General features: G+C 69.5%; 19 protein-coding genes and 1 pseudogene. 5 read left to right on the forward strand and 15 right to left on the reverse strand.

Annotation, left to right across the window (positions count from 1 at the left end; genetic code table 11):
• Nucleotides 1-202: 202 nt before the first annotated feature.
• On the reverse strand, nucleotides 203-478 hold the full coding sequence (locus tag EBH09_RS35965) for a hypothetical protein (RefSeq protein ID WP_121750942.1): 276 nt from the start codon (nucleotides 476-478) through the stop codon (nucleotides 203-205).
• A gap of 253 nt (nucleotides 479-731) precedes the next feature.
• On the opposite strand from EBH09_RS35965, the gene EBH09_RS35970 reads away from it, so the two are divergent.
• A complete protein-coding gene (locus EBH09_RS35970; protein WP_121750943.1) occupies nucleotides 732-1,421 on the forward strand; it encodes a GAF and ANTAR domain-containing protein in 690 nt (229 codons plus the stop codon).
• A 99-nt stretch (nucleotides 1,422-1,520) separates the two neighbouring features.
• Here EBH09_RS35970 and EBH09_RS35975 read toward each other — a convergent pair whose 3' ends face one another.
• The 4 genes and pseudogenes from EBH09_RS35975 to EBH09_RS35995 all read right to left on the reverse strand — a co-directional run.
• A complete protein-coding gene (locus EBH09_RS35975) occupies nucleotides 1,521-2,033 on the reverse strand; it encodes an ATP-binding protein (protein ID WP_153182730.1) in 513 nt (170 codons plus the stop codon).
• 806 nt (nucleotides 2,034-2,839) lie between these two features.
• Nucleotides 2,840-3,493 carry a hypothetical protein gene (locus EBH09_RS35985; RefSeq protein WP_121750946.1) on the reverse strand — a complete coding sequence of 218 codons (654 nt, stop codon included), beginning with the start codon at nucleotides 3,491-3,493 and terminating at the stop codon, nucleotides 2,840-2,842.
• A 13-nt stretch (nucleotides 3,494-3,506) separates the two neighbouring features.
• On the reverse strand, nucleotides 3,507-4,976 hold the full coding sequence (locus tag EBH09_RS35990; RefSeq protein ID WP_121750947.1) for an alpha/beta hydrolase: 1,470 nt from the start codon (nucleotides 4,974-4,976) through the stop codon (nucleotides 3,507-3,509).
• A 290-nt stretch (nucleotides 4,977-5,266) separates the two neighbouring features.
• Nucleotides 5,267-5,599: pseudogene (locus EBH09_RS35995) on the reverse strand (DDE-type integrase/transposase/recombinase); the annotation flags it as partial.
• 253 nt (nucleotides 5,600-5,852) lie between these two features.
• Here EBH09_RS35995 and EBH09_RS36005 point away from each other — a divergent pair.
• From EBH09_RS36005 to EBH09_RS36015, 3 genes are all read left to right on the forward strand, one after another.
• The gene (locus EBH09_RS36005; RefSeq protein WP_121750948.1) at nucleotides 5,853-6,746 is read left to right on the forward strand and encodes a sigma-70 family RNA polymerase sigma factor; all 894 of its coding nucleotides are present in this window, start codon (nucleotides 5,853-5,855) and stop codon (nucleotides 6,744-6,746) included.
• A 200-nt stretch (nucleotides 6,747-6,946) separates the two neighbouring features.
• Entirely contained in the window at nucleotides 6,947-7,471 is a 525-nt protein-coding gene (locus EBH09_RS36010) for a carboxymuconolactone decarboxylase family protein (protein WP_121750949.1), read from the forward strand.
• A 298-nt stretch (nucleotides 7,472-7,769) separates the two neighbouring features.
• On the forward strand, nucleotides 7,770-8,912 hold the full coding sequence (locus EBH09_RS36015) for a GDSL-type esterase/lipase family protein (RefSeq protein ID WP_121750950.1): 1,143 nt from the start codon (nucleotides 7,770-7,772) through the stop codon (nucleotides 8,910-8,912).
• A gap of 195 nt (nucleotides 8,913-9,107) precedes the next feature.
• On the opposite strand, the gene EBH09_RS36025 is transcribed toward EBH09_RS36015, so the two are convergent.
• From EBH09_RS36025 to EBH09_RS36065, 9 genes are all read right to left on the reverse strand, one after another.
• Nucleotides 9,108-9,845 carry an NAD(P)-binding domain-containing protein gene (locus tag EBH09_RS36025; protein ID WP_121750951.1) on the reverse strand — a complete coding sequence of 246 codons (738 nt, stop codon included), beginning with the start codon at nucleotides 9,843-9,845 and terminating at the stop codon, nucleotides 9,108-9,110.
• Nucleotides 9,846-9,984: 139 nt separating this feature from the next.
• Nucleotides 9,985-10,578 (reverse strand): TetR/AcrR family transcriptional regulator, encoded by a 594-nt coding sequence (locus EBH09_RS36030; protein WP_121750952.1) that lies wholly within the window; start codon nucleotides 10,576-10,578, stop codon nucleotides 9,985-9,987.
• Nucleotides 10,579-10,845: 267 nt separating this feature from the next.
• Nucleotides 10,846-11,301, reverse strand: a complete 456-nt coding sequence (locus EBH09_RS40035) for a hypothetical protein (protein WP_345940971.1) — start codon at nucleotides 11,299-11,301, stop codon at nucleotides 10,846-10,848.
• 133 nt (nucleotides 11,302-11,434) lie between these two features.
• Nucleotides 11,435-12,268 (reverse strand): methyltransferase domain-containing protein, encoded by an 834-nt coding sequence (locus EBH09_RS36040; protein WP_121750953.1) that lies wholly within the window; start codon nucleotides 12,266-12,268, stop codon nucleotides 11,435-11,437.
• Entirely contained in the window at nucleotides 12,265-13,377 is a 1,113-nt protein-coding gene (locus EBH09_RS36045) for a potassium transporter TrkA (protein WP_121750954.1), read from the reverse strand. Before EBH09_RS36045 ends, EBH09_RS36040 begins: the two co-directional genes overlap by 4 nt.
• The gene (locus tag EBH09_RS36050; RefSeq protein WP_121750955.1) at nucleotides 13,374-14,594 is read right to left on the reverse strand and encodes a GNAT family N-acetyltransferase; all 1,221 of its coding nucleotides are present in this window, start codon (nucleotides 14,592-14,594) and stop codon (nucleotides 13,374-13,376) included. The genes EBH09_RS36045 and EBH09_RS36050 overlap by 4 nt, the downstream gene beginning before the upstream one ends.
• A 74-nt stretch (nucleotides 14,595-14,668) precedes the next feature.
• Nucleotides 14,669-16,024, reverse strand: a complete 1,356-nt coding sequence (locus EBH09_RS36055; RefSeq protein WP_121750956.1) for a DUF6002 family protein — start codon at nucleotides 16,022-16,024, stop codon at nucleotides 14,669-14,671.
• Nucleotides 16,021-16,458: an aspartate 1-decarboxylase gene (panD, locus tag EBH09_RS36060; protein ID WP_121751188.1), complete on the reverse strand. Its 438-nt coding sequence runs from the start codon at nucleotides 16,456-16,458 to the stop codon at nucleotides 16,021-16,023. The genes EBH09_RS36055 and panD overlap by 4 nt, the downstream gene beginning before the upstream one ends.
• 20 nt (nucleotides 16,459-16,478) lie before the next feature.
• The gene (locus EBH09_RS36065; RefSeq protein ID WP_202977442.1) at nucleotides 16,479-17,204 is read right to left on the reverse strand and encodes a TauD/TfdA family dioxygenase; all 726 of its coding nucleotides are present in this window, start codon (nucleotides 17,202-17,204) and stop codon (nucleotides 16,479-16,481) included.
• A gap of 559 nt (nucleotides 17,205-17,763) precedes the next feature.
• On the opposite strand from EBH09_RS36065, the gene EBH09_RS36070 reads away from it, so the two are divergent.
• Nucleotides 17,764-19,059: an MFS transporter gene (locus EBH09_RS36070; protein ID WP_153182731.1), complete on the forward strand. Its 1,296-nt coding sequence runs from the start codon at nucleotides 17,764-17,766 to the stop codon at nucleotides 19,057-19,059.
• 156 nt (nucleotides 19,060-19,215) lie between these two features.
• Here the strand turns inward: EBH09_RS36070 and EBH09_RS36075 are convergent, their stop codons facing one another.
• Entirely contained in the window at nucleotides 19,216-19,833 is a 618-nt protein-coding gene (locus tag EBH09_RS36075) for a hypothetical protein (protein WP_153182732.1), read from the reverse strand.
• Between the last annotated feature and the right edge of the window lie 662 nt (nucleotides 19,834-20,495).

Genomic DNA, 20,495 nt, shown 5'->3' on the forward strand with positions numbered 1-20,495 from the left:
TCAAAGGGACTGGCGTGGCGAGAGTGCCGAGGGCGGTGTCCGGGTGGCAGTGGACGCGGGCCGGTACCTGCTGGCCCATTTCCGTCAGCGTCGCTGCTGGACGGCTGGACTCGGAGCGGTACCGCGCCTGCCGTCAGGGCCTCGGCGCCGCCCTGCGGTGGGGACGATGCCCCGGGTCCCGCCAGCGGTGTGAGGACGTTCCCTAGAGTTTGAGGGCGTCGGCCAGGGCCTGGCGGGCCTGCTCCTGCGGGACCGGTCGCTGGGTGAAGGGGGTGGGCGGGGAACAGGCTGCCGCACGCCTCGGGGGTGTGCGGCAACCTGTGCCGCGCCGGACATCAGAGGGCGCGGGTGTCGCCTGGGCTGCGGCGAGTGCGGCGGCCAGGTGCGCGCCGGCGAGGCTGCCGTCCTCGTTGTCGACGACCTTCTGCACTGGGGTGTCGACGATGCGGATGCCGCGGGCCGCGGACCGGGCGGCCATAACCAGGTCAGTGCCCTGGGCGAAGAAGGTCAGATCCCCGGGCGCCTGCCGAACGAGGAACGCGTGTCCGATGGGCCCGGCACCCCGGCACCCCGGTGACCAGGACGGCACTGCGTCTGGAAGAAGCTCGCGGGCGGGCCCGAGGCAGGCTGCCTCTCGTCCCGATTCAGTGGCGTACTCGAGAACCGGCGCGCTCCGGGGCATTAGGGTGAGCGGACGGCTCAACGGGCATGCCTAGGCGGGTGGTGGCGCAATGCAGTGGCAGAGGTTCGCTGAGCAGATGGCTGTTCTGGCGCGGGATCTGCTGGAGAAGAAGTCGGTCCAGGAGACGCTGGACGCGATCTCGGCGGCGGCGGTGGATCTGGTCGAGGGCTGCGACGCGGCCGGGATTCTGGCGGTGCGCAAAGGCCGGGCGATCACGCTGTCCTCGTGCGGGGAGATGGTCGAGGAGTCCGACCGTATCCAGGGCGAGCTGGGTGAGGGGCCGTGCTACGACTTGGCCCGCCGCGAGCACGGTGAGCGCACCTACCGGATCACTGACATGACCCAGCCCCAGCCGGCCTGCCCCGCCTACGCGGACGCGGCCCGCGGGCTCGGTATCGGCAGCATGACCGGCATCCTCCTCTACACGGACAAGGAGGACTTCGGCGCGCTCAACCTCTACGCCCGCCGCCCCGGCACCTTCACCAAAGACATCGAGACCGCCGGCTGGATGCTCGCCTCCCACGCCGCCGTCGCCCTGGCCAGCGCCCGCACCATCGACCAGCTCGAACACGCAATGGAAACCCGCCACGCCATCGGCGAAGCCATGGGCATCCTCATGGAACGCCACCGCATGAGCGAAGACGACGCGTTCAACGTGCTGCGCCGCGTCTCCCAGCACCACAACATCAAACTCCGTGATGTGGCTCAGAAGCTCCGTTCCGAGCACGACCGCCCCTGACCAGCGTGGGCCTTGGCCGGGTGCGGTCGTGCCGCGTGCCTTGCGGGTGTTGTGCCCGCGGGTACGCCCGGTGTGGGTGAAGCCGCGGTCGTAGGATTTCTATCCGACAGTGCCGTCGGGCGCTCCGTCGATGTAGTACTGGCCGGGGGAGTCGGGGGAACGGGCCTGGTGGAGCGGGATTTCGGCGGTGATCTGTTTGCCTTCCCCGGTGTGCTGGACGGACAGGCGGCTGCTGAGGGCTGTGACGATTTCCAGGCCGTGTCCGCCGACGCGGTGGGGGTCCGCCGGCCGTGACTGGGGCAGGGCGGGCGAGGCGTCCCAGACGGTGACCCGTACCAGGCGGCCGTGTTCGGCTGCCTGTACTTCCAGGCGTCCGGGGCCGGGGGCGTGCTGTGCGGCGTTGGCGATCAGCTCGGTGACCACGAGCGACACGTCGTCGGCGGCGCGGGGTGTCACGGTGATCTGGCGTGTGTGGTGCAGGGCGGACAGCAGTGCGTCGGCTTCGGCCCGTGCCCGGGCGGCCGGGGGCGGGGGGCCGCTCCAGGCCAGGTGCCGACGCAGAGTGCGGTCCGCTCCCTGCCCGTCCGCCTGCTTCATAAGCGGTTGAGACATGGAGATCGTCACTCTCAGTCGTATGAGTTGTACTTTTCTGTCCCGCCTGGCGGGCTGAGCACCGTCTACCCGCCACGGTCCGTGTTATGGGAGCCGCCCACAGGGCACCGGGGTGGCAGGCGGTGACCGGCAGCTTCCCCGAGGGCCGGCGTCCGCCAGGTGCCTGTGGTCCGGAACATGTGCTGCGGGCGCCGGCCTGCTCCCGTTGCCGGCCTCGGCCGGTAACGGAGGACGGTCACACCCGGCCCCGGTACCGAGCACGCCTCTGTGCCGGGCATCGCGCACGAGCGAGGCCCAGCGCGCCTCGTTCGCCGTTGTGGGACGTTCAGGGCGTGATGTCGTGAGCACCGGCGCGGTGCGGGGGCAGTCCCGCGTCAGTGGTGCTGCCGCTGTTCCCGGCTCGCGATGTCGTCGGAGAGTTCGGCCGGGGTTTCCGCCAGGAGGCCGGCGTTCTGGGCGACGCGGTCAAGGGCGACGCCGTCCCAATCACCGCGCTGTCGCAGGCGAGTGCAGGTGCCGGGCTGTACTGCCCGTCCATAAGGAAGACGCACGTGGCGTGGCGTCGCGCGGTGGCTGCCCGGAGGGCGGTCCTGACCCGTCCGCGACCGACTACGGGGAACCGGTGTGACAGCAGGCGCACAGGACGTCCGGCATGAGGATGGAGCGGTGGCGGGCGCGGTGAGCCCCACTCCGCTGTCCGAGATCGGTTGTACACACGTGAAGGTCGGCCACGCGGAACGTCGCGGCCTGTTCCAGGAGGAGGACGACCACGTCGGCTTCCACAACGAGCGTTCCGAAGGAGCGGGTCAGCCCGCTCCGCCGTCGAGCAGCCAGTTGTAGCGCAGCCGCAGCGCCCGCTCCGTGCTGGCTGCCACAGTGGCGAGCCCGACCACGACGTTGCCCCATGCCGACAGGTCAATGGGCGAGACGAAGGTCCCGACGTACTGGGCGATGCCCTCCGGTGCCCGGGTGACCTGTTCGGCGAGCTGAAGGATCAGGAGAACCAGACCGGTGACGAGCACGATCGACGAGAGGACACCGATCCAGCGGCTCAGTGCGGGGTGTGCGCGGTCGAGGCGCGCGCGGCGGCCTTCGGCAGAGGAGGGGTCCGGGATGAGCTGATGCTCGGCTCCCTCGGTGGTGACGTAGTGGCAGCGCTTGAGACCGAAGGCGCTGGTCCGTACTTCGACTGTGCCGCCCTGGACGGGGAAGACGGCGGGGACCTTGGACTCGGCGTGATGCCTGCCATCGAGGTACAGGTGGGCCTTTACGTGCCCCTCCGACTGATTCTGATGCTTGACATCGACGGCGTAGACCGTCTGCCGGCCGTCCTGGTTCACCAGCCGAAGATGGAACAGTGCGCGGGTAAGCATCTGCCACCAGCGGAAGGGCTTCAACGGCCGCCCGTCCCCGGGCTTGACCCGCTGCACAGCCCGACGATGCCGCCACTCCTTGAGCATGCCTCTCCTCCTGCTAGTTGCTGGCTTCCGCTGCGCAGGCGAGGTCTTGGGACGGGCGCTTCCCAGTGGTCAGGAACGCGGTCGCCGCGTCGTTCGCGCACGCGTTGGGCCCGAACGGATAGACGCCGTGCCCGCCCTGGTCGGCCGTCACCATCGTGGCCCGCTTCCCGAACGCCCGCCGCAGCTTCTGGGCGCCGGCCAGCGGTGTACCCGGGTCACGCTCGTTCTGCAGCATGAGCACGTTCGACGGACCCCGCTCACCGATGCGCACCGGCGGCTCGACCCGCTCGTCCGGCCAGAAGGCGCACGGTCCGATGCTGGCCGTGGATCCGCCCAGCATGGGGTACTTCAGCCGGTCGACCGCGACGTTGCGCTGATACTCCCGGACCGTTTCCGGCCAGCGATTATCACCGCAGATCACCGAAAAGCGGGCGGACATGAAGTTCTCCATGTTCGGAAACGGCGGTGTCGCCGGCGGCGGCTGGTCCGCGTCGAGTGCCTGCCAGATCCTGGCCACCAGGGGCAGGTCCGCATCGCTGTAGAGACGGTCGAACGTGACCCCGCGGAACGACGTCGCGTCGAAGCCCTGGACCGGTTCCGTCTCCAGTCGCTCAGCGAGATCGAAGAACTTCGCCCTCACCTGCTCCGGCGTGGTGCCCAGACCGAACTCGGGATGCGCGGCCGCGAATGCCGCGAAGTCCGGGAACCGGTCCTCCATTCCACGGGCCAGCAACCGCATGGCCGTGACGTCGTAGCCACCGGGGCCCAGGTTGCTGTCGAGCACAATGCGGTCGCTGCGCTTCGGGAACATCGTCGTGTACACCGCACCGAGGTAGCTGCCGTAGGAAGCGCCGAGGTACGAGAGCCGCGGCTCACCCAGCGCCGCACGGATCCGGTCCATGTCGCGCGCGGTGTTCGCGGTGGTGGTGTGCGGCAGCATCCACGCCGTCCGTGAAGTGGCGCACTGCTCGGCGACGGCCCGCGCGTGCGGCGCCTCGCGCGCGACATCAGCCGCGGTGTGCGCGTACGGCGGTACGTTGCCCCGTGCCTGCTGCTCCGGCGTCAGATCGCAGGTCACCGGCGTGCTGCGGCCGACGCCCCGCGGGTCGAAGCCGATCACGTCGTAGGAGTCCAGCACCTCCTGCGGCAGCCCTGAGCCAGCGAGGACGGCCGGGTAGCCGAGTCCCGTGATACCGGGGCCGCCCGGGCTGGTCAGCAGCACGCCGCGGCGCTGCGAAGGTACCTTGCTCGCCAGTCGGGAGATCGCGATCTCGATCTGCCGGCCGTCCGGATCCCTGTAGTCCAGCGGAACCTCGAGCGTCGAACACTCCAGACGGGGCAACGCGGCCTTCTCCGCGACCGCGGCCTTCTCCGAGCACGGGCCCCACTGCACGGAGTCTGGCGTCGCCGCCACCGCCACTCCTGGAATCGCGGTCACCGCCACCGCGGTGGTGGCGAGGGCGAGGGACAAGGTTCGGTGCATCTGATGTCCTCCTCAAGGGTGCACGGGGGCGCCGGAACGGAAGTGCTCGGGACGGCCCCGCCGCGGAGGCAGCGCCGGGGCGGAGAGGCCTGTGATCACCATTCCGACCGCCTCGACGAGTCTGTCCGTGCGGCGGCCGTCGGCACATCAGCCCGGCGGCTCGAATCACCTTCGACCAGAGTCGAGGAGGCGATTCGACTCTGGTCGAAGGGCACATCAGCCTTGGGTCTGACTCGCCGGCGGTGGTTCCCGCTCACCGTCGCCGTGACGGTAGCGGTCGCCTCGGAGGTGCCGTCGGAGTCGACGGCTCGCCACAGATACTTCAGCTCGCCGTTGACCTTGATGAACACCTCGTTCAGACGCCATTCGTGCCCGGCCCGAGGGCCGGCAGCTGCGCAGTCCGTTCGAATATGCAGGACCGAACTCGGCGCACGGGCGGCGCACGGACTCGTACGGGACGATGACGCCGCGCTGGAGCATCAGCTCCTCCACCTCGCGGAACGGCAGCGGAAAGCGGGAGTACAGCCACACTCAGTGGGAGATGCCTCGACCGGGTAGTGATGCCCATTGTGTGACGGGCGACGCGCTGTCCACGGACGATCATTCCCGGAATGATCAACCAGAAGATCATCCCACCCGGTCGGCCAAGGTGACAGCGCCCGTGCGACGGCTGGGCGGCTGGCCGTGACTCGGTCTCGGGGCGCTGCTCGTTCAATCGCGACTGGTGGCCAGTTTCCTGGCCCTGGCGGTGGCGTCGGCTCCGTATCGAGTCAGGAGCCGTGCGAACCGGGTCCGCACCGCGGCCAGCGGGAGCAGTGTCGTCACGTTTGGGCGACGCAATACGTCTTGGAGGGGATGGCGTCTGCGGAAAGGGCTGTGACCGTGCTTCCACCTGAGACTCTGGCCGTGCGGTTCGAGGAACACCGATCTCACCTCAAGGCGGTCGCGTACCGCATGCTCGGTTCCCTGACCGAGGCGGAGGACGCGATCCAGGAGACCTGGCTGCGGTTGTCCGGCTCCGACGACCGCCGGATCGACAACCTCGGAGGCTGGCTGACCACCGCGGTCGGCCGGGTCTGTCTGGACATGCTCCGTACCCGGAAGCGGCGGGGCGAAGAGCCGCTGGAGAACCGGCTACCCGATCCGGTGATCAGCCGGGAGGACGGGACCCACCCTGAACAGCAGGCTTTGCTGGCCGACTCGGTCGGACTGGCGCTGCTGGTGGTGTTGGAATCACTCAGCCCGGCGGAGCGGCTGGCGTTCGTGCTGCACGACATGTTCGGGCTGTCGTTCGAGGAGATCGCGCCGATCGTCGACCGCACGCCCGGAACGGCCAAGAAGCTGGCCAGCCGGGCCCGGCTGAGGGTCCGCGGAGCGACGCCACCCCCGGATCCGGACCGGTCCGGTCAGCGCCGCGTGGTGGACGCCTTCCTTACGGCGGCGCGCGGCGGCGACCTCGAAGGACTGCTGACGCTCCTGGACCCGGACGTGGTGCTGCGCGCGGACGGCGGTGTCCTCGCCGGGGGCCTGCGGACGATCCGTGGTGCCGTCGCCGTGGCTGGGCAGCTGGGCACGTTTGAGCGGATGGCCACCGCCGCCACCACGCACCCGGCGGGAGTCAACGGCTTCGCCGGACTGGTCAACACCATGGACGGGCAGCCGTTTTCCGTCATGAGCTTCACCATCACCGAGGGGAGGATCGCCGCCATCGACATCCTGTCCGACCCCGAGCGCCTGGCAGGGCTGGACCTCGCGGTCGTGGAAGGCTGATCCTTTTCGCTGTCGGCCCCTTTCCGAAGACTCCGGGTCCTCGGGAGGGGGCCGACGCGTGCCGGGAGTCACCGGCCCGTCCCCCACCGGAAAGCTGTCGGGCGCAGCCGGTCACCTTCGTTTCCTCCGGAACGTCAGTGCAGTGAACGAGCCGAACGGGCGCGCCCGAACGGCCCCGCATCCTGGAAGGGACACTCCCGGTGAACGCAACGGACGCCACTGAGAACAACCTCGACGCCCTGACCTCCCGCTTTTCCGACCCGCAGCGGCTGGTTCCCGAACTCGCCGACGTCAGCACCGCCCTTTTCAAGATCGTCGGAAACGGAACGGTTCCGCGGAGGACCGTCGTCCTGGTCCAACTGCGCGCCGGGCAGCTGGTCGAGAACACGTACTTGACGGTGATGCACGCCGGCAACGCGCGCCGTGCGGGGGTGCCGGAGGAGAAGGTCGCCGCTGTCGCCTCCTGGAAGGACGCCCCCTACTTCACCGACGCCGAGCGGGTCGCGCTGGAACTGGTGGAGGCCGTGCTCACGCCGGGCGGGCCTGGGGAGCGTGTCTCCGGCGCCCTGTACGCACGGGCGGCCGAGCACTACGACGCCAAGGCGCTCGCCACCCTCGCCATGGCGATCGGGCAGGTCAACTTCTTCATCCCACTCGCGCTGATCGGCAAGCCGCTGCCCGGTGTGCCGATGGCCGAGCAGTGGCGTACGGCCCCGGCCGGCTAGTTCCTGCAGACCCCTCGGACACGGCCACGGAGAGGCCATGAAGGCCTTGCGAACCATGCCCCTCCGGGCCCGTCCCGGACCCGTTCGGCCATCGCTCCGATTCCACCGAGCCCACTTCTGCCAGAGCCCCGGATCACGAAAGCCCACGGAAGGAAGAGCATCGTCCATGAGTTCACCCAAGCTCTACCCCCCGCTGCTCACACCAGCCGCATCAACGACACCGGTATCACTTGACGAGACCACGCGTCCGGCGTCCGCCACCCGCACTGTCTGGCACGGTGCATGGACAACGCCGGTCATGCGGCCCTCCGGGGCACCGTGGTTCGAGACCTGGGCCGAACAGGGCTTCCGCGACCAGTCGCTCCGGCAGGTCGTCCGCGTGAACACCGGCGGCACCGAGGTCCGGATCCGGGTCTCCAACGCCTACGGCACCACACCCCTGCACCTCACAGGCGCCAGCGTCGGCCGCACCGCCTCCGGTGCGGCCGTACGGCCGGGAACCATGCGTACCCTGAGGTTCGCCGGCTCCCCCTCCACCACCGTCCCCGCACAGGGCCGCGCCGTCAGCGACCCGGTCGCGCTGCCCACCGAACCACGCGAACAGCTGACGATCACGCTGTACTCCAAGGCGGCCACCGGACCGGCCACCTACCACCAGGTGTCGATGACCACCACCTACCGCGCCGAAGGCGACCACCACCGCGACCCGGACGCCATCGCCTACACCGACAAGGTCGAGCCCGCGTTCGGATCCTGGTACTTCCTGGAAGGAGTCGAGACCGCCGGGGGACGCCCGCTGCCGCACGCGGTCGTCGCCTTCGGGGACTCCATCACCGACGGGTTCGGCGCGACCATCGACGGCGACGACCGCTACCCCGATGTCCTCGCCGAGCGCCTGATCGCCGCCGGTCGTCCCCGCCCGGTCCTGAACGCCGGTATCGGCTCCAACAAGCTGCTCACCGACTCGGCCCTCGGCGGTGACGCGGGGATCTCGCGGTTCGTACGGGACGTCCTCGACCAGCCGCGGGTCGGCACGGTGATCGTCCTGATGGGCACCAACGACATCCAGCTGAGCGACGACCCGACGGGCGAGCCCGGCCGCGACACCCCGCCAGTCACCGCGCGGCGGCTGATCGACGGTCACCGCGCACTGATCCGCGCCGCCCGCGCCCGAAGGGTCAAAGTCGTGGGCGCCACGCTCACCCCCTACCGGCGGTCTGCAGGCTGGTCCGCCAGGGGCGAGGCCATCCGTGCCCAGGTCAACGAGTGGATCCGCACTGGCGGAGAGTACGACACCCTCGTCGACTTCGACCACGTCCTGGACGCTGACGGCACAGGCCGCATCCAGGACGGCCTGCACATGGGTGACCACATCCACCCCAGCCCGGCCGGCTATCGGGTCATGGCCGAGGCCATCGACCTGGCCGCCTTGGAGCGGTAGACACGCGACGTAGTACGCCGCGGATCTCCGCTGGGGGCAGGGGGGCGGGCAGGAACTTGCGGGGGGAGCGACGGGAGCGTGCGAGGTCGGTGAAGGATGATGAGGTGCCGGGCAAGATTGTTTCTCTCCACGGCGAGCAGTCACCGCCGCCGGCGGTCGCCGCGGTTCGGCGCGGGGGCCCGGGCACCGGGAGGGTCACCGGTGAGCGGCGCGGTTCATCTCGACGACGTCGTCGAGGGAGGGGTTGGCCGGGAGGGCGGCGAAGCGTTCCGGGACGCTGTCGCGGACGGCCGCGTCCTTGACACGGTCGGCCGCGGCCAGGGCCGCCGGCAGTTCCGCAAGGGTCAACTCCGTGCAATAGGCGGGGCTGTTGGGCTGCTGACGCCAGGAGTCGGCCAGGGTGCCCGCGTCGTACGGGTCGAAGCCGGTATCGTCCACCAGGCTCATGGCCACCTTCCGCGCCTCGTCGAAGTCGCCGGCGACTGGGATGGCGATACGGCCGGGGGCCCCCGCCGGGACGCTCCGGGTGCGCTGGGTCTCGGCCAGCGCGGCGTTCCACGCCTTGACGACAGGACGGCCGAGCAACTCGGCGGTGTACCCGCTCTCCACCTGCCCGTTGTCCACCGCCTCGATCGGCTCGCTGAGCATGCCCGGGTAGTAGTTCGAGGTGTCGATGACCACTGTCTCGTCGGGCGCCGACGTGAGCAGGTCAGCGAGTTGGCCCGCCACTCCGAACGGGATCGACAGGACGATCACGTCCCTGCCCTGGACCGACTCCGCCAAGGCCACTGCGCGAGCCCCGGACTCCAGCACCTCGGCCCGCACGGTCTCGGGCCCGCGGGCATTGGCCACCTGTACGTCGTGACCGGCGGCACTGAGCTTGAAGGCGAGGTTCCCGCCAATGGCGCCAGCGCCTATAACAGTGATTCTCATGATGTGTCCTTTGAGGGTCGCGCCAGCCCAGAGGGGCAGCGCGAGGCGAGGCTGCCCAGTGCGCAGCCGGAAATTGTGGGGTGCGTCGAGGACGGATCGGAGGTGGATGGCGGGAGGTGTGGAGCGGGTGTCCGAGCTGCTACGCCTGGATGTCCCGCTCGAGATAACCGGTCGCGATAAGCGAGCGGAGGCGGTCTAGTGACTCCGCCTCGGTGCCGTTGCCCTTGATCCAGGCGATGGAGCAGGCCGCGAGGAACAGGTCGTACCCCCGTACCGACGCGCGCACGTGCCCCGCGAGCTGCGCCGCTCGCACGTACCGGTCGGTGGCGGTGATGAGTAGGTCGCAGGGGATGGTGAGCGGGCTGTCCGGCTCCTGGGCCCTGGCCGCGGCCATGAGCGGCTCCGGAAGGCCGTTGTAGGCGCTGAAGTACTCCTCCATCGCCTGCAGCCACTGCTTCAATGCCTCGGCCGGGTGATCGAGTTGCTCGATGCCCGCCTGACGCGACATGAGCTCCTCGGAGCGCGTCTGCAGTACGGCCGCGAGCAGCGCTTCCCGGGTGGGGAAGTGCCGGTACAAGGTGCCGGGCCCGACGCCCGCTTCCTTGGCTACCGCCTCCAGGGAGGTACTGACCCCGTGTCGCAGGAAGTGCCGCTGTGCGGTCTCCAGGAGGGCCGTGCGATTGCGCTGCACGTCCGCGCGAGGCTTGCGCCCCCGCTGTGCGTCGGCGTTCATACGCCCTCCTGTCTGTCGAGATCCTGCGGCCGCGTTGAAACGGATGCTGCCTCCGTATACGTTGAAAGTAAAACGGAGGCAGCATCCGGTCAAATCGGTGAGCGATCCACGGGGCTGGACGGCCGGGCCCGGCTGTTCCGGCCAGAGGGACGTCTTCGACCGGATGATCGGCTGCTTTCACCACTGCCTTGCTCACCGCGTGTACCGGCTGACCTCGGCGGACTGCGGGAACTTCGAGCCTGTTGGGGCATGTGTATCCCAGTCGGCCTACTGGGGCGGCGGTTTTCGTGTCTGGCCGCTGTGGAAGCCGTTCTCGCCGCCGGGAAGGTCGTGCTGCACCCCACCATCGCCGATGCCGACGGATCGGCGTTGCTGGCTGCCCACTCGCGAGCGGTCGGCGAGGCGTTCGGGTCGTCGACGACACTGGGAGGGTCTGCCCGATGGCAGGCGTGCGGAGCCGTCGGGCTGGAGCAGGTAGGGCAGGGCGAAGGGCGGAATTCGCAGGTTGCGGTTCAGCTGCTGGTCCGCGAACGTCAGCACTTCCTGTTCGGTGCGGACCACACTCGGGTCGGAGCCGACGTCGCGCAGGGGCGCCATCCGGCGTTCGCCGAGCCGCGCTCGGTCGTCGCTGCCCACGCACAGCATGCCGACCATCGCACCGAAGCCGACCATCGCACCGAAGTCATCGCGCAGTGGCAACCGGCACGACAACGGGATGTTCACCGCGGTCTGCAGGCTCTGCGTCCACTGCTCCGGTGGGTCCGGCGGAGTCGCTGACCAGTCCACCGCGGCGAGGTCCTGGCCGACCTCCGCCTCAGCGGCGAACACGTCCGGTTGCCCGGCCATGTGGCCGGCGTCATGCGTTGACGGGCCGTGTTCCCCATGCTTGGAAGAGTGTGGCGTGTACGACCAGGGTGCCCGGATCGTCGAGGTGCCGGGAGAGCGCTTCGATGTGGTCGTCCAGTTCGGCGTCGGTGATGAGGTCGTGCTCGGTGAGGGCCGATCGGCATAGCTCGGCTCGGTCGACGAGCAGGGTCTGGTACGGGTCGGTGTGCTGGAAGACGTGCGTCGACGCCTGGACCTGGACGTCCTGGAGTCCTCGTCGGCGCAGCATGCCGGGCAGTCGGCGGCCCAGCAGCACGTCCATGCCGTTGCGGCGCCAGAGTTCCGCGATCGCCGTGACGAGGCGGTCCCAGGAAGGGTGGGGCGGTTCGCAGATCCGGGTCAGCCAGTCGACGTCCTGCACGGCCACGGTGCCGCCGGGCTTGGTCAGGGCGACCATTTCGTCGAGGACCTGGTCGGTGTGGGGGACGTTCATGAGGACCAGGCGGGTGTGGACCAGGTCGAAGAAGGACTGCGGCAGACCGGTGTCCGCCGCGTCCGCGCTGGTCAGCGAGACGTTGGACAATCGGTGTTCGTCGATGGTGCGGCGGGCCATCTCGATCATGCGGGGTTCGGCGTCCACTCCCGTGACCTGGCCCGTCTTCCCGACTCGTTCCGACAGTGCGTCCATGATGCCAAGCGGTCCACAGCCGACGTCGAGGGCTCGGCCGCCCTTGCCCAGCGGCAGTCGGTCGAGTAGGGCGTGTGTGTCGTCCTTCAGAAGCTCCCCTTGGAAGATCAGGCGTCGGCGCTCCTCGTCCCTGGCTCCGAGGAGGTAGGGGGACGGGGTGGAGGGGGTGGTGGTCATGGGCTTTCCTTCTGGTCGGGCGGGGAGACGGAGGTCTGCCGCAGCCGGTCCCGGAGTTTGAGGAGGTGTCGGCTCAGGTCAGGCAGGTCGGCGGGGCGGAAGGCGGTGGGCAGCTCGGCTCCGTAGGCGCGAAGGGCGGCGTGCGTGCCGGAGGTGAAGCGCAGCAGGCCGTCCTCGCCGAGCCGCACGCCGTCGAGGTGCTCGCGCTCGCGGTGGAAGGCGACGGCCTCGGCGCGGGAGAACCCTGGCGGCAGCCGCAGTGAGAGGACGGTGCCGGCGATGCGGACCGGGTAGCCGCCCGGCAGCCCGTGTGGCGCCGGCAGGTGACCCGTGTAGGAGGCGGCGGGGTCGGTGAGGGCGTGCAGCGCCGGCACGGCGCTCTGGGCGCCGAGTTCGTTGAGGAAGTCGCGGGGCATGGCACGGACCTCGCCGAGCACCTCCGGCAGTTCGATGAGCGGGGCGCCGTCCAGCCATCCGGCGGCCTCGTCACGCGGGTCGTCCGGGGCGCTCAGGTGTGCGTGGTGTGCCAGCAGCGACAGGCGGCGGTCGTCACGCACGCCGAGCCGGGCGCGGGTCGCGGTGGCGAGGGTGGCGACGTTGCCCAGGCCGCACAGCACGGGCAGGCCCTCGGCGTGCAGCGCGGGGTTGACGAGGTCGGGGAAGCAGGCGTTGACCACCCGCGTGCCGGGTGAGGCGTCGATGCAGGCCAGTACGGAGTCGCGGACCAGTGCGGCCTGGAGCGGCAGTGTGGCGCCGAAGCCCGCCCGGCGCAGCAACCGGGACCAGTCGGAGTCCCGGGTGCGTGCCTCGCTCGGCGACTGCGGTGAGGCGCAGACGATCAGCAACGCCGGTCGCAGGGCCTGCAGGAGGGGGCGTAGCCGGTCGGCGGGGGAGAGGCCGGCGTCGTGGGGGACGAACCGCACGTGCGTGCCGGCCAGTGTTCCGTGTCCGGTCGCGAGCGCGGCCACGCCGCGGGCTCGCTGGTGCGTGCGGCCGATGACGTGGACGGTGGAGACGCGCTCCGGGCGATGGGCCAGGCCGCGCAGCAGGCCCTGGGCGAACGCTCCGGTTCCCAGTACGGCCCACGCACGGGCCGGGGCGCTGGTCATGGCGTCACCGGTACCGGCGTCGGGACAGTGCCGGCGAAGAGCGAGCCGATCGGGAGGGTGTGCGGGGCCGGCATACCGGGACAGCGGGCGCTGAGGTCGAGTCGGGGCGGGCGTTGGCCGTCGGTGAAGTAGACCGGTACGAGTGAGCCGTCCGGCCGGTGGGAGAGCAGCGGGTTCGCCACGAGGAAGTCGCGCAGGGCGGGGGTGTCGCGGCGCGCGTACAGGCGGATGCGTTTGGTGGAGAAGTGATTCGGTGGGAGTTCGACGCGCGGGCCGAGGCGGCGTTTCCACTGGAAGATGCCCTTGCTGATGAACGCCTCCGTGCCGTAGAAGTCGACGCGGGGGACGCCTTGCGCTTGTGCCCAGCGCAGCAGGTGGTGGTAGACCGCTTTGAAGGTGCCGTCGCGGTAGAGCTGCTCGTCGCCGTCCAGGACGCCCAGCAGGCGGGTGGTGAGCGTGGTGCCGTCGGCCGACCAGTGGCACAGGACGCCCGCCACACGGTGACCCGCGTCGGTCAGGAAGAAGAGACGGCCGCTGGGCAGGACGGCGTACCGGGCAACTGGCCATGCCTCGGTGCGGCTTCGGTCGCCGTGCCGGGTCGCCATGGTCGGCAGATGCATGCGCAGGTAGAAGAACTCGAGGGCGTCAGGAGTGGTGTCCTCCGTCCACGCCCAGTCGTGTCGTGCGTGGTCACGGCGGAACTGCCAGCGTTCGCGCTTGGAGATCTGCCGTTCCAGGTCGTCGAGCTTTGCCGGGACGTCGACCGTGAGATGGATGCGGAAGGGTGCGGTGATGCCGTGTCCCGCAGGCAACTGGGCCAGTCGACCTGATTCGGCCCCGATGACGACCAGGTCGGCCGGAGGCAGCGCGCCACGGGCGAGATCGCGCCACGCTACGAGGGCCTGTTCCCGGCCGCCGGTGTCCATGCCGAGCATGCTTCGCTGGTGTTCCAGCAGCTGGAGGATGTTGGTGCGGCCGGCGGGGAGCCCCACGTAGGCGATGTCCAAGAGACCGTGCCGCTCACGGGAGACGACGGCCTGCACCCGCGACGGCGCGTCGTCGACGCGGCTCCGGGTGGTTCGCCAAGCCGGGTGCCGACTGTTGTTCCAGGTGTAGCGCAGGCGCGCGGGCAGTGCGGAAACGAGCCCGGCCGCCGGGTGCGGGGCGGCCGGGCGGGCGGGCGTGGCCGGTTCGAACGAGCGGGGTGAGAGCAGCAAAGGGGCTCCCTGTCGCGGCGGGAGGGCTGGGGTGGCGCGGGGCGCGGACCGGGCGCGGCCCCGCGCCGTTGCGGTCAGCTGACCGCTTCACGTACGGCGAGGGCCAGTTCTCCGGCATCCGTGACCGGCCGTAGATGCTCCTCGGGAACCGCCTCGTAGTCGCCGGCGGCGTAGGAACCGGAACCGTGGACGAGGATGTCGTCGGTGTCCACCAGATCGCGGTCGATGGCGTTGAGCACTCCGGTCAGTGCCATCACCAGGGACCACTCGCGCAGGTGACGCGGGTCGGCGGGCAGTCGGACACCGGTGGACGTGAGCAGGGAGCGCACTGTCGGGTAGCGGTCGAGGCACTCCGCCAGGGAGACCACGATGCCGCCACCGCCCTGGCGGCGGATGATCTCGTTCATGCGTGGTGAGGTCGCAGGCTGGCGGGTGTAGAAGGTCGCGTCGAGTTGTTCGTCGGGCGCGTAGGCGACCTGGGGGAAGTGAGGGTCGTGGTCCTGCACGAGCCGCCCGTCGCGCTCCGTCCAGCTCGGCCGGTAGTCGAAGCGGTCGTGGTAGAGGCTGGAGACCATGTCCGGGGTGCCCAGGTGCTGGACCAGGAAGTAGCCGGCCGAGGTGTCCGGCCACTGTTTGCCGGTGATGTGCCGTTGCCCGTGGAAGTGCCCCAGCAGTCCGAAGGCGCTGGACACGGCGTGGGCGTGCAGCCGCGGTACGGCGGGCAGTTGGTCGCGCTCGAACAGGGCGCGCGCGGTGTCGGCGACGGCGTAGTTGAGCAGTTCCAGCGAGTGCCACAGCCGCACACCGTGCTCCTGGTGCAGGGCGGGGGACAGCGTGTCGGTGACGGTGCGGGCAAGTTCCTTGACCTTGCCCGGATCGGCCGTCTCCAGCACGGTCAGCGGGTTGGTCCGGCGCAGGTCCGGGTCGTCGGACAGGGCGGAGCGCCACAGCTTGGCGCGTGAGGCGGAGGGAACCACACAGGCGATGCCCAGGGCCTGTGGTGTGGCCAGGCCGCACTCATGGGCGCGCAGCACGGCGTCCCTGAGTGCGGTCGCCTTGTTGGCGCTGGACGGGGTGAGGATGACAACCCGTTCTCCCGTGCGTTCGATGTGCGCGACCGCGCGCGCGACGATCACCAGGGAGGCGTAGGTTTTGGTGGTGCGGGTGCGTGGGTTGTGCATCAGGTGCAGCAGTGCCACGCGGCGGCCATGGTGTTCGGTCAGCGGGTGGGCGCTGATCGTGCTGGGGGCGAAGAAGGCGTGCAGCGCCGGGCTGGGGCGCGGCAGTTCCCAGCGCGGTGCGAAGCCCGCGGCGTCTTGGTGTGCCTCACCCGCGGTTTCGTGGAGCACGCGGCGCAGTTCCGCGTCGTAGTGGGTCAAGGTCGCGGGAAGTTCGACCTGGTCGGCGGTGAAGGGCGGGGCAGAGGTCACGAGGCAGCTCCTTCGAGCAATTGGTCGCCCCGGACCAACTGCGCGGCGTCCGTCTCGGCGGGCACGTGGGCGGGGTCGGTGCCGATGTCCTGCGGGCGGTTGTGGCGGTCGACGAAGACGACGTCGGGCCTCAGCGTCCTCGCCTCCTCGTCGCTGACGGTGGCGTAGGCGATGATGATCACGAGGTCGCCGACGGAGATCAGGCGGGCGGCGGCACCGTTGATTCCCACCACTCCGCTGCCGCGGGCGCCCTCTATCACGTAGGTGGTGAGCCGGTTGCCGTTGTCGATGTCGACGATGTCGACCTGCTCACCGGGTAACAGGCCGGCCGCGTCCATGAGGTCGCGGTCCAGCGTGAGGGAACCGACGTAGTGAAGATCGGCCTGGGTGACGGTGGCGCGGTGGATCTTTCCGTGGAGCATGGTGCGGTGCACGGGTTTCTCCTTCTGGAAGGTCAAGCCGCTACCTGGATGCGCCGCAGGTGCCTGCTGCGGTCGGTGAACGCGTTGCGGGCGTGCAGCAACCGCCAGTTGTCCCAGACCAGCATGTCGTTGCGCTGGTAGGTGACGGCGATGTGCTCGGCCTCGAAGGCCCGCTGCCAGCGCTCCTGAAGGTCCGCCGCCGGGTCGTCGTCCTCCCGGAGGAGGTTGTTGCAGCTGAAACGGACGATGAGTCCCTTCTCGTGTTCCTCCAGAATCGGGTGCCGGGTCTTGAGGTCGAGTCCGAGGCGTTGGACGCCTTCGGTGGTCTTCCAGTCGTGGGCGTGGTCCAGCAGCCGCTCGCGCTCCTCGTCCGGCAGGGCCTGGACCCAGGGCCGGGTGTCGCACAGCGTGGTTTCGCCGCCGGCCCCGGAGGCCGGAGTGACGCACCACAGGGCGATGTAGCGGGGCGGCAGGACGGCGAAGTCGTACCCCTCGGTGTGCGGGGTCAGGGGGCGGGTGTTGCCCGCGTGGTAGACGTCGTCCATACCCGGCTCCGGGCGGACGTCGCCGACCACGGCGCCCGTGTAGTTGGGCACGAAGGTGCCGAGTTCTCGGCAGAACCTGACCTGGTCGAAGGTGTCCAGGACATTGCACATGAGGACGTATCCGTGCTCGTCCATCAACTGGTGGAAGGTTTTCGCCAACAGCTCGTCGCTCAACGGATTCCCGTTGAAGTCGACCTGGGAAAGTATGCTCACTGGGGAATGTGACAAGGCTGCTCCAGGGCGTAGATCCTGCGGCGTTGAAGGCGCTGACGCCACCTGAGAGGTGCTTGCTTCCACGCGTCGGAAATCCATGACTGATGGATTCCTCCCTGGCCGACGACAGGGTGCCCGGCCAAAGAGTCCGCCAACGCGGCGACTCCAGCACGATAGGCCGCGCCACGGGGAGCAAGTCAATGCCCGGAAGCGGTCGTTATTCGGTCATCAGCAATAGGATCGACAAAAATCACTGACAACCGAGAAGCCGCAGCCCAGTCATGGTGATGCCAAGGATCCGCCTCCTGCTTTCCCTCGCATCCGATGTCCGGTTCGCATCTCTCCGACACGTCCGTGAATAGCCCTCCAGGGAAGGGGTACTCAGGCTTCTGCCGTCTGTCTGTATGTTCACTCCGGGTGTCTGCGAGGGAATTGCCATTACCGCGCGCCGAGCGCTCGGGTACCTTTCTCTCCGGAGTGTCGACACTGTCGTACGGCGCACTTTCTGACCCATCCGTACTAGGTGCGGGCCAGGTGTGAACGGGAGGACGGAGAACAGGTGAGGGACAGCAGTGCGCCGAAATCAGAGACCGTGTCCAAGGCCGGCGTACGGGACGGATCGGGCCAGGCACGCGGGGCCGTACGGAAACTGCTGTACTCCGAAGCGGTGTCGGCCTTCGGCGGCGGCCTGTGGTTCAGCATGTGGGCCGTCTATCTGACGTCGGTCAAGGGGATCCCTGCCGCCTCCATGGGCCTGGCCATGGGGCTCGGCGGCGGGGCCGGCCTCCTCGCCGCCGTGCCGGTCGGCGCTCTCGCCGACCGGCACGGCGCCCGTCAGGTCTTCGTGTCCGTCAGCCTCGCCCGCGGACTTCTGGTATTGCTCTTCCTCACCACGAACGGCTTCTGGAGCCTGTTGGTGGCAGCGGCACTGTTCACCGCCGCCGAGACGTCTGGCCGAGGCGTGAAGGTCACCCTGGTGTACCTCCTGATGCCGGACCACCGGCGCCTCACGGTGCTGGCCCAGGCCCGGGTCGTGCAGCACATCACCTACGCCGGGGGCGCGGGCGCCGCCGCATGGGTCCTGTCCACCGACACGGCGGGCCCCTACTACGCTGCCCTGGTCACAGTGGCCTTTTCGGCCTTCTTGTCCGCCGCGGTCCTCATCGGCCTGCCGCCCACCCCGCCCGTGCCCGCCGCCCGGCGGAGTTCCGGCGCCCGTGCCGTACGCGACATCCCCTTCCTGACTCTGATGAGTACCACCGCGCTACTCTCCCTGTGCTGGCCCCTGCTCTCCAGCGGACTCCCCCTGTGGCTGCAGTACCAGACCGCCGCCCCGGTCTGGCTGGCACCGGTGGCCGTCGTCATCAGCTCCCTGTTCATTGCGCTCTACCAGGTGCGCGTAACCCGGCAGGGGGAGAGCCTGCGCGGCGCAGTCCGGTCGACCCGGAAAGCCGGTATCGCGCTGGCCGTCTGCTGTCTGCTGCTCGCCGCCGCAGCCTGGCCGGCAGATGCCCTGCTGTCCTCCCTCATCGTCCTGGCCGGCCTCGCCGCGCACATCTACGGCGAACTGCACTACGTCGCTTCCCGCTGGGGTCTCTCCCTGAGCCTCATGCGCCGCGACGCCGAGGGTGAGTACCAGGGACTGGCGGCGAGCACCGAGGGAGCAGTGGCCACCGTTGGGCCGGCAATGATCACTACTCTCGTCACAGGAGCACTGGTCGGCGGTTGGGCCGTGCTCGCCGTGATCTTCGTGGTAGCTGCCGCGCCCACTCCGACGCTCTGCCGACGGGCGTTGAGGGCACGAAGGGCAGGGGTTTCGACCGGGCCGGCGCCACGCGAGGAGCCGGGTCGGTGAGGAGGAGGCAGCACTCAGGCTCAGCCAGGCGGCAGCACGACGGGCAGGGGTTGCCCCCCTCTAACCTGGCACCGGTCTTCGGAGGAGGCCGAGCGCAGCCTCGACTCGGTCATTCCGGTAGGACCTGTTTGCCGCCTGGACCTTTGCGGGACTGCGTCATGAACCGGCGCGGTGCCACCGTGGAGCTTTCGTCCGGGCCTCGTGCGGTGGCGTGGTGGCCACGAGGTGGTACAGGTTCTCGTAGTAGGCCTGCCAGCGCTCGGGGTCGCGGAACTGGAGCCGGCGACGTTTTTCGCGTTCGGCCAGCGCCATTGGCCGCACGATTTTCCAGGTTTCGACGACCGAGCCTCCTAGGTAGCCCGAAACCGGGGCCAGGGGCACCACCCCGTGCGCGACCAGCGCGCCGATGTTGTCGTAGAACCAGCACAGGTTGAGGACTTGCTGCCTGTGCTCCTCGGGCACGGCAGCCAGTCCTTCCGACAGGTCTCGGCCGGCCAGTTCGGTTACGACGATGTGACGAGCGCGGGCGAGCTCAGCACCGCGGTGCTCCTGGAAGAGGCCCACGACCGCAGGCAGTGTGTTCGCGTGCCGGGCCAGTACGAGCTGGCGAAGGGAGGTAAGAAGGGTGGCTGTCAATGCTGTGATTGACACCACCAGGGCTGCGATGTCCATGAAATCCCCCGGGGTCGAGCCATCACGGTAGCGGCCGTGTCGGCAGCCGTCGGTGCTATTGGGCGAGATGGTCCGCCGCAAGGTGCTGTGCGGACCGATCACGGCGTCCGGCTCCAGTACGGAACTGCACTGGGAGACGTGGAGGCAGGCCTCGCCTGCCAAGGACCGCGGGAGCCGTCCGGCGGGCCGACGGGCCGGCGCAGGTCGAGGAAGCAGCGCCCCCGTCGCTCCGGCCGCGTCGCTCGTCTTCATCGCGTCGCCCGCCGTCCCGTGCCTCGTCGCTCCGATCGGCTCTCACTCAGCGGGCCATCCCCGTACCTGCACGTCAACCCCCCTTGAGCAGTGAGCCATGCGCCGACGGGTGGGCCTGTTCGCCGACTTCGGACGGCGGCAAGAGGTCCCGTCCCACCTGCACGGATGCCATGGGAGCAGAAATCCAGTCGCTCGCTTGGAGGGAAATCTCCAGTGACTGATGTAGACATGCGGACGTCGTTGGGGTTAGTGTCTTGCTGTAGCCAGGAAGTCAGTGAGGCGTGGCAGAGACGAACTGCCCGCATGCAGAACAGTGGTTGCGGCACGGCAGTGGAGTGGCAGGGCCGGAGGTTCCCAGGGTCCCGCCGCTGGCCGCCGGGCCGGACGGCTTACCAGGGTCGTCAGCAGTAACAGCAGTGCGAGAGGTGTAGTAGACGGAAGAGAGAAGGAGGCGGACGCCATCAGGATCGCCCGGGCGAGAACGGTTCTCCCGGGTACCGCAGGCCCCGGAA

This window comes from Streptomyces sp. E2N166, from assembly GCF_003671715.1.
GTDB classification, from domain to species: domain Bacteria; phylum Actinomycetota; class Actinomycetes; order Streptomycetales; family Streptomycetaceae; genus Streptomyces; species Streptomyces thinghirensis.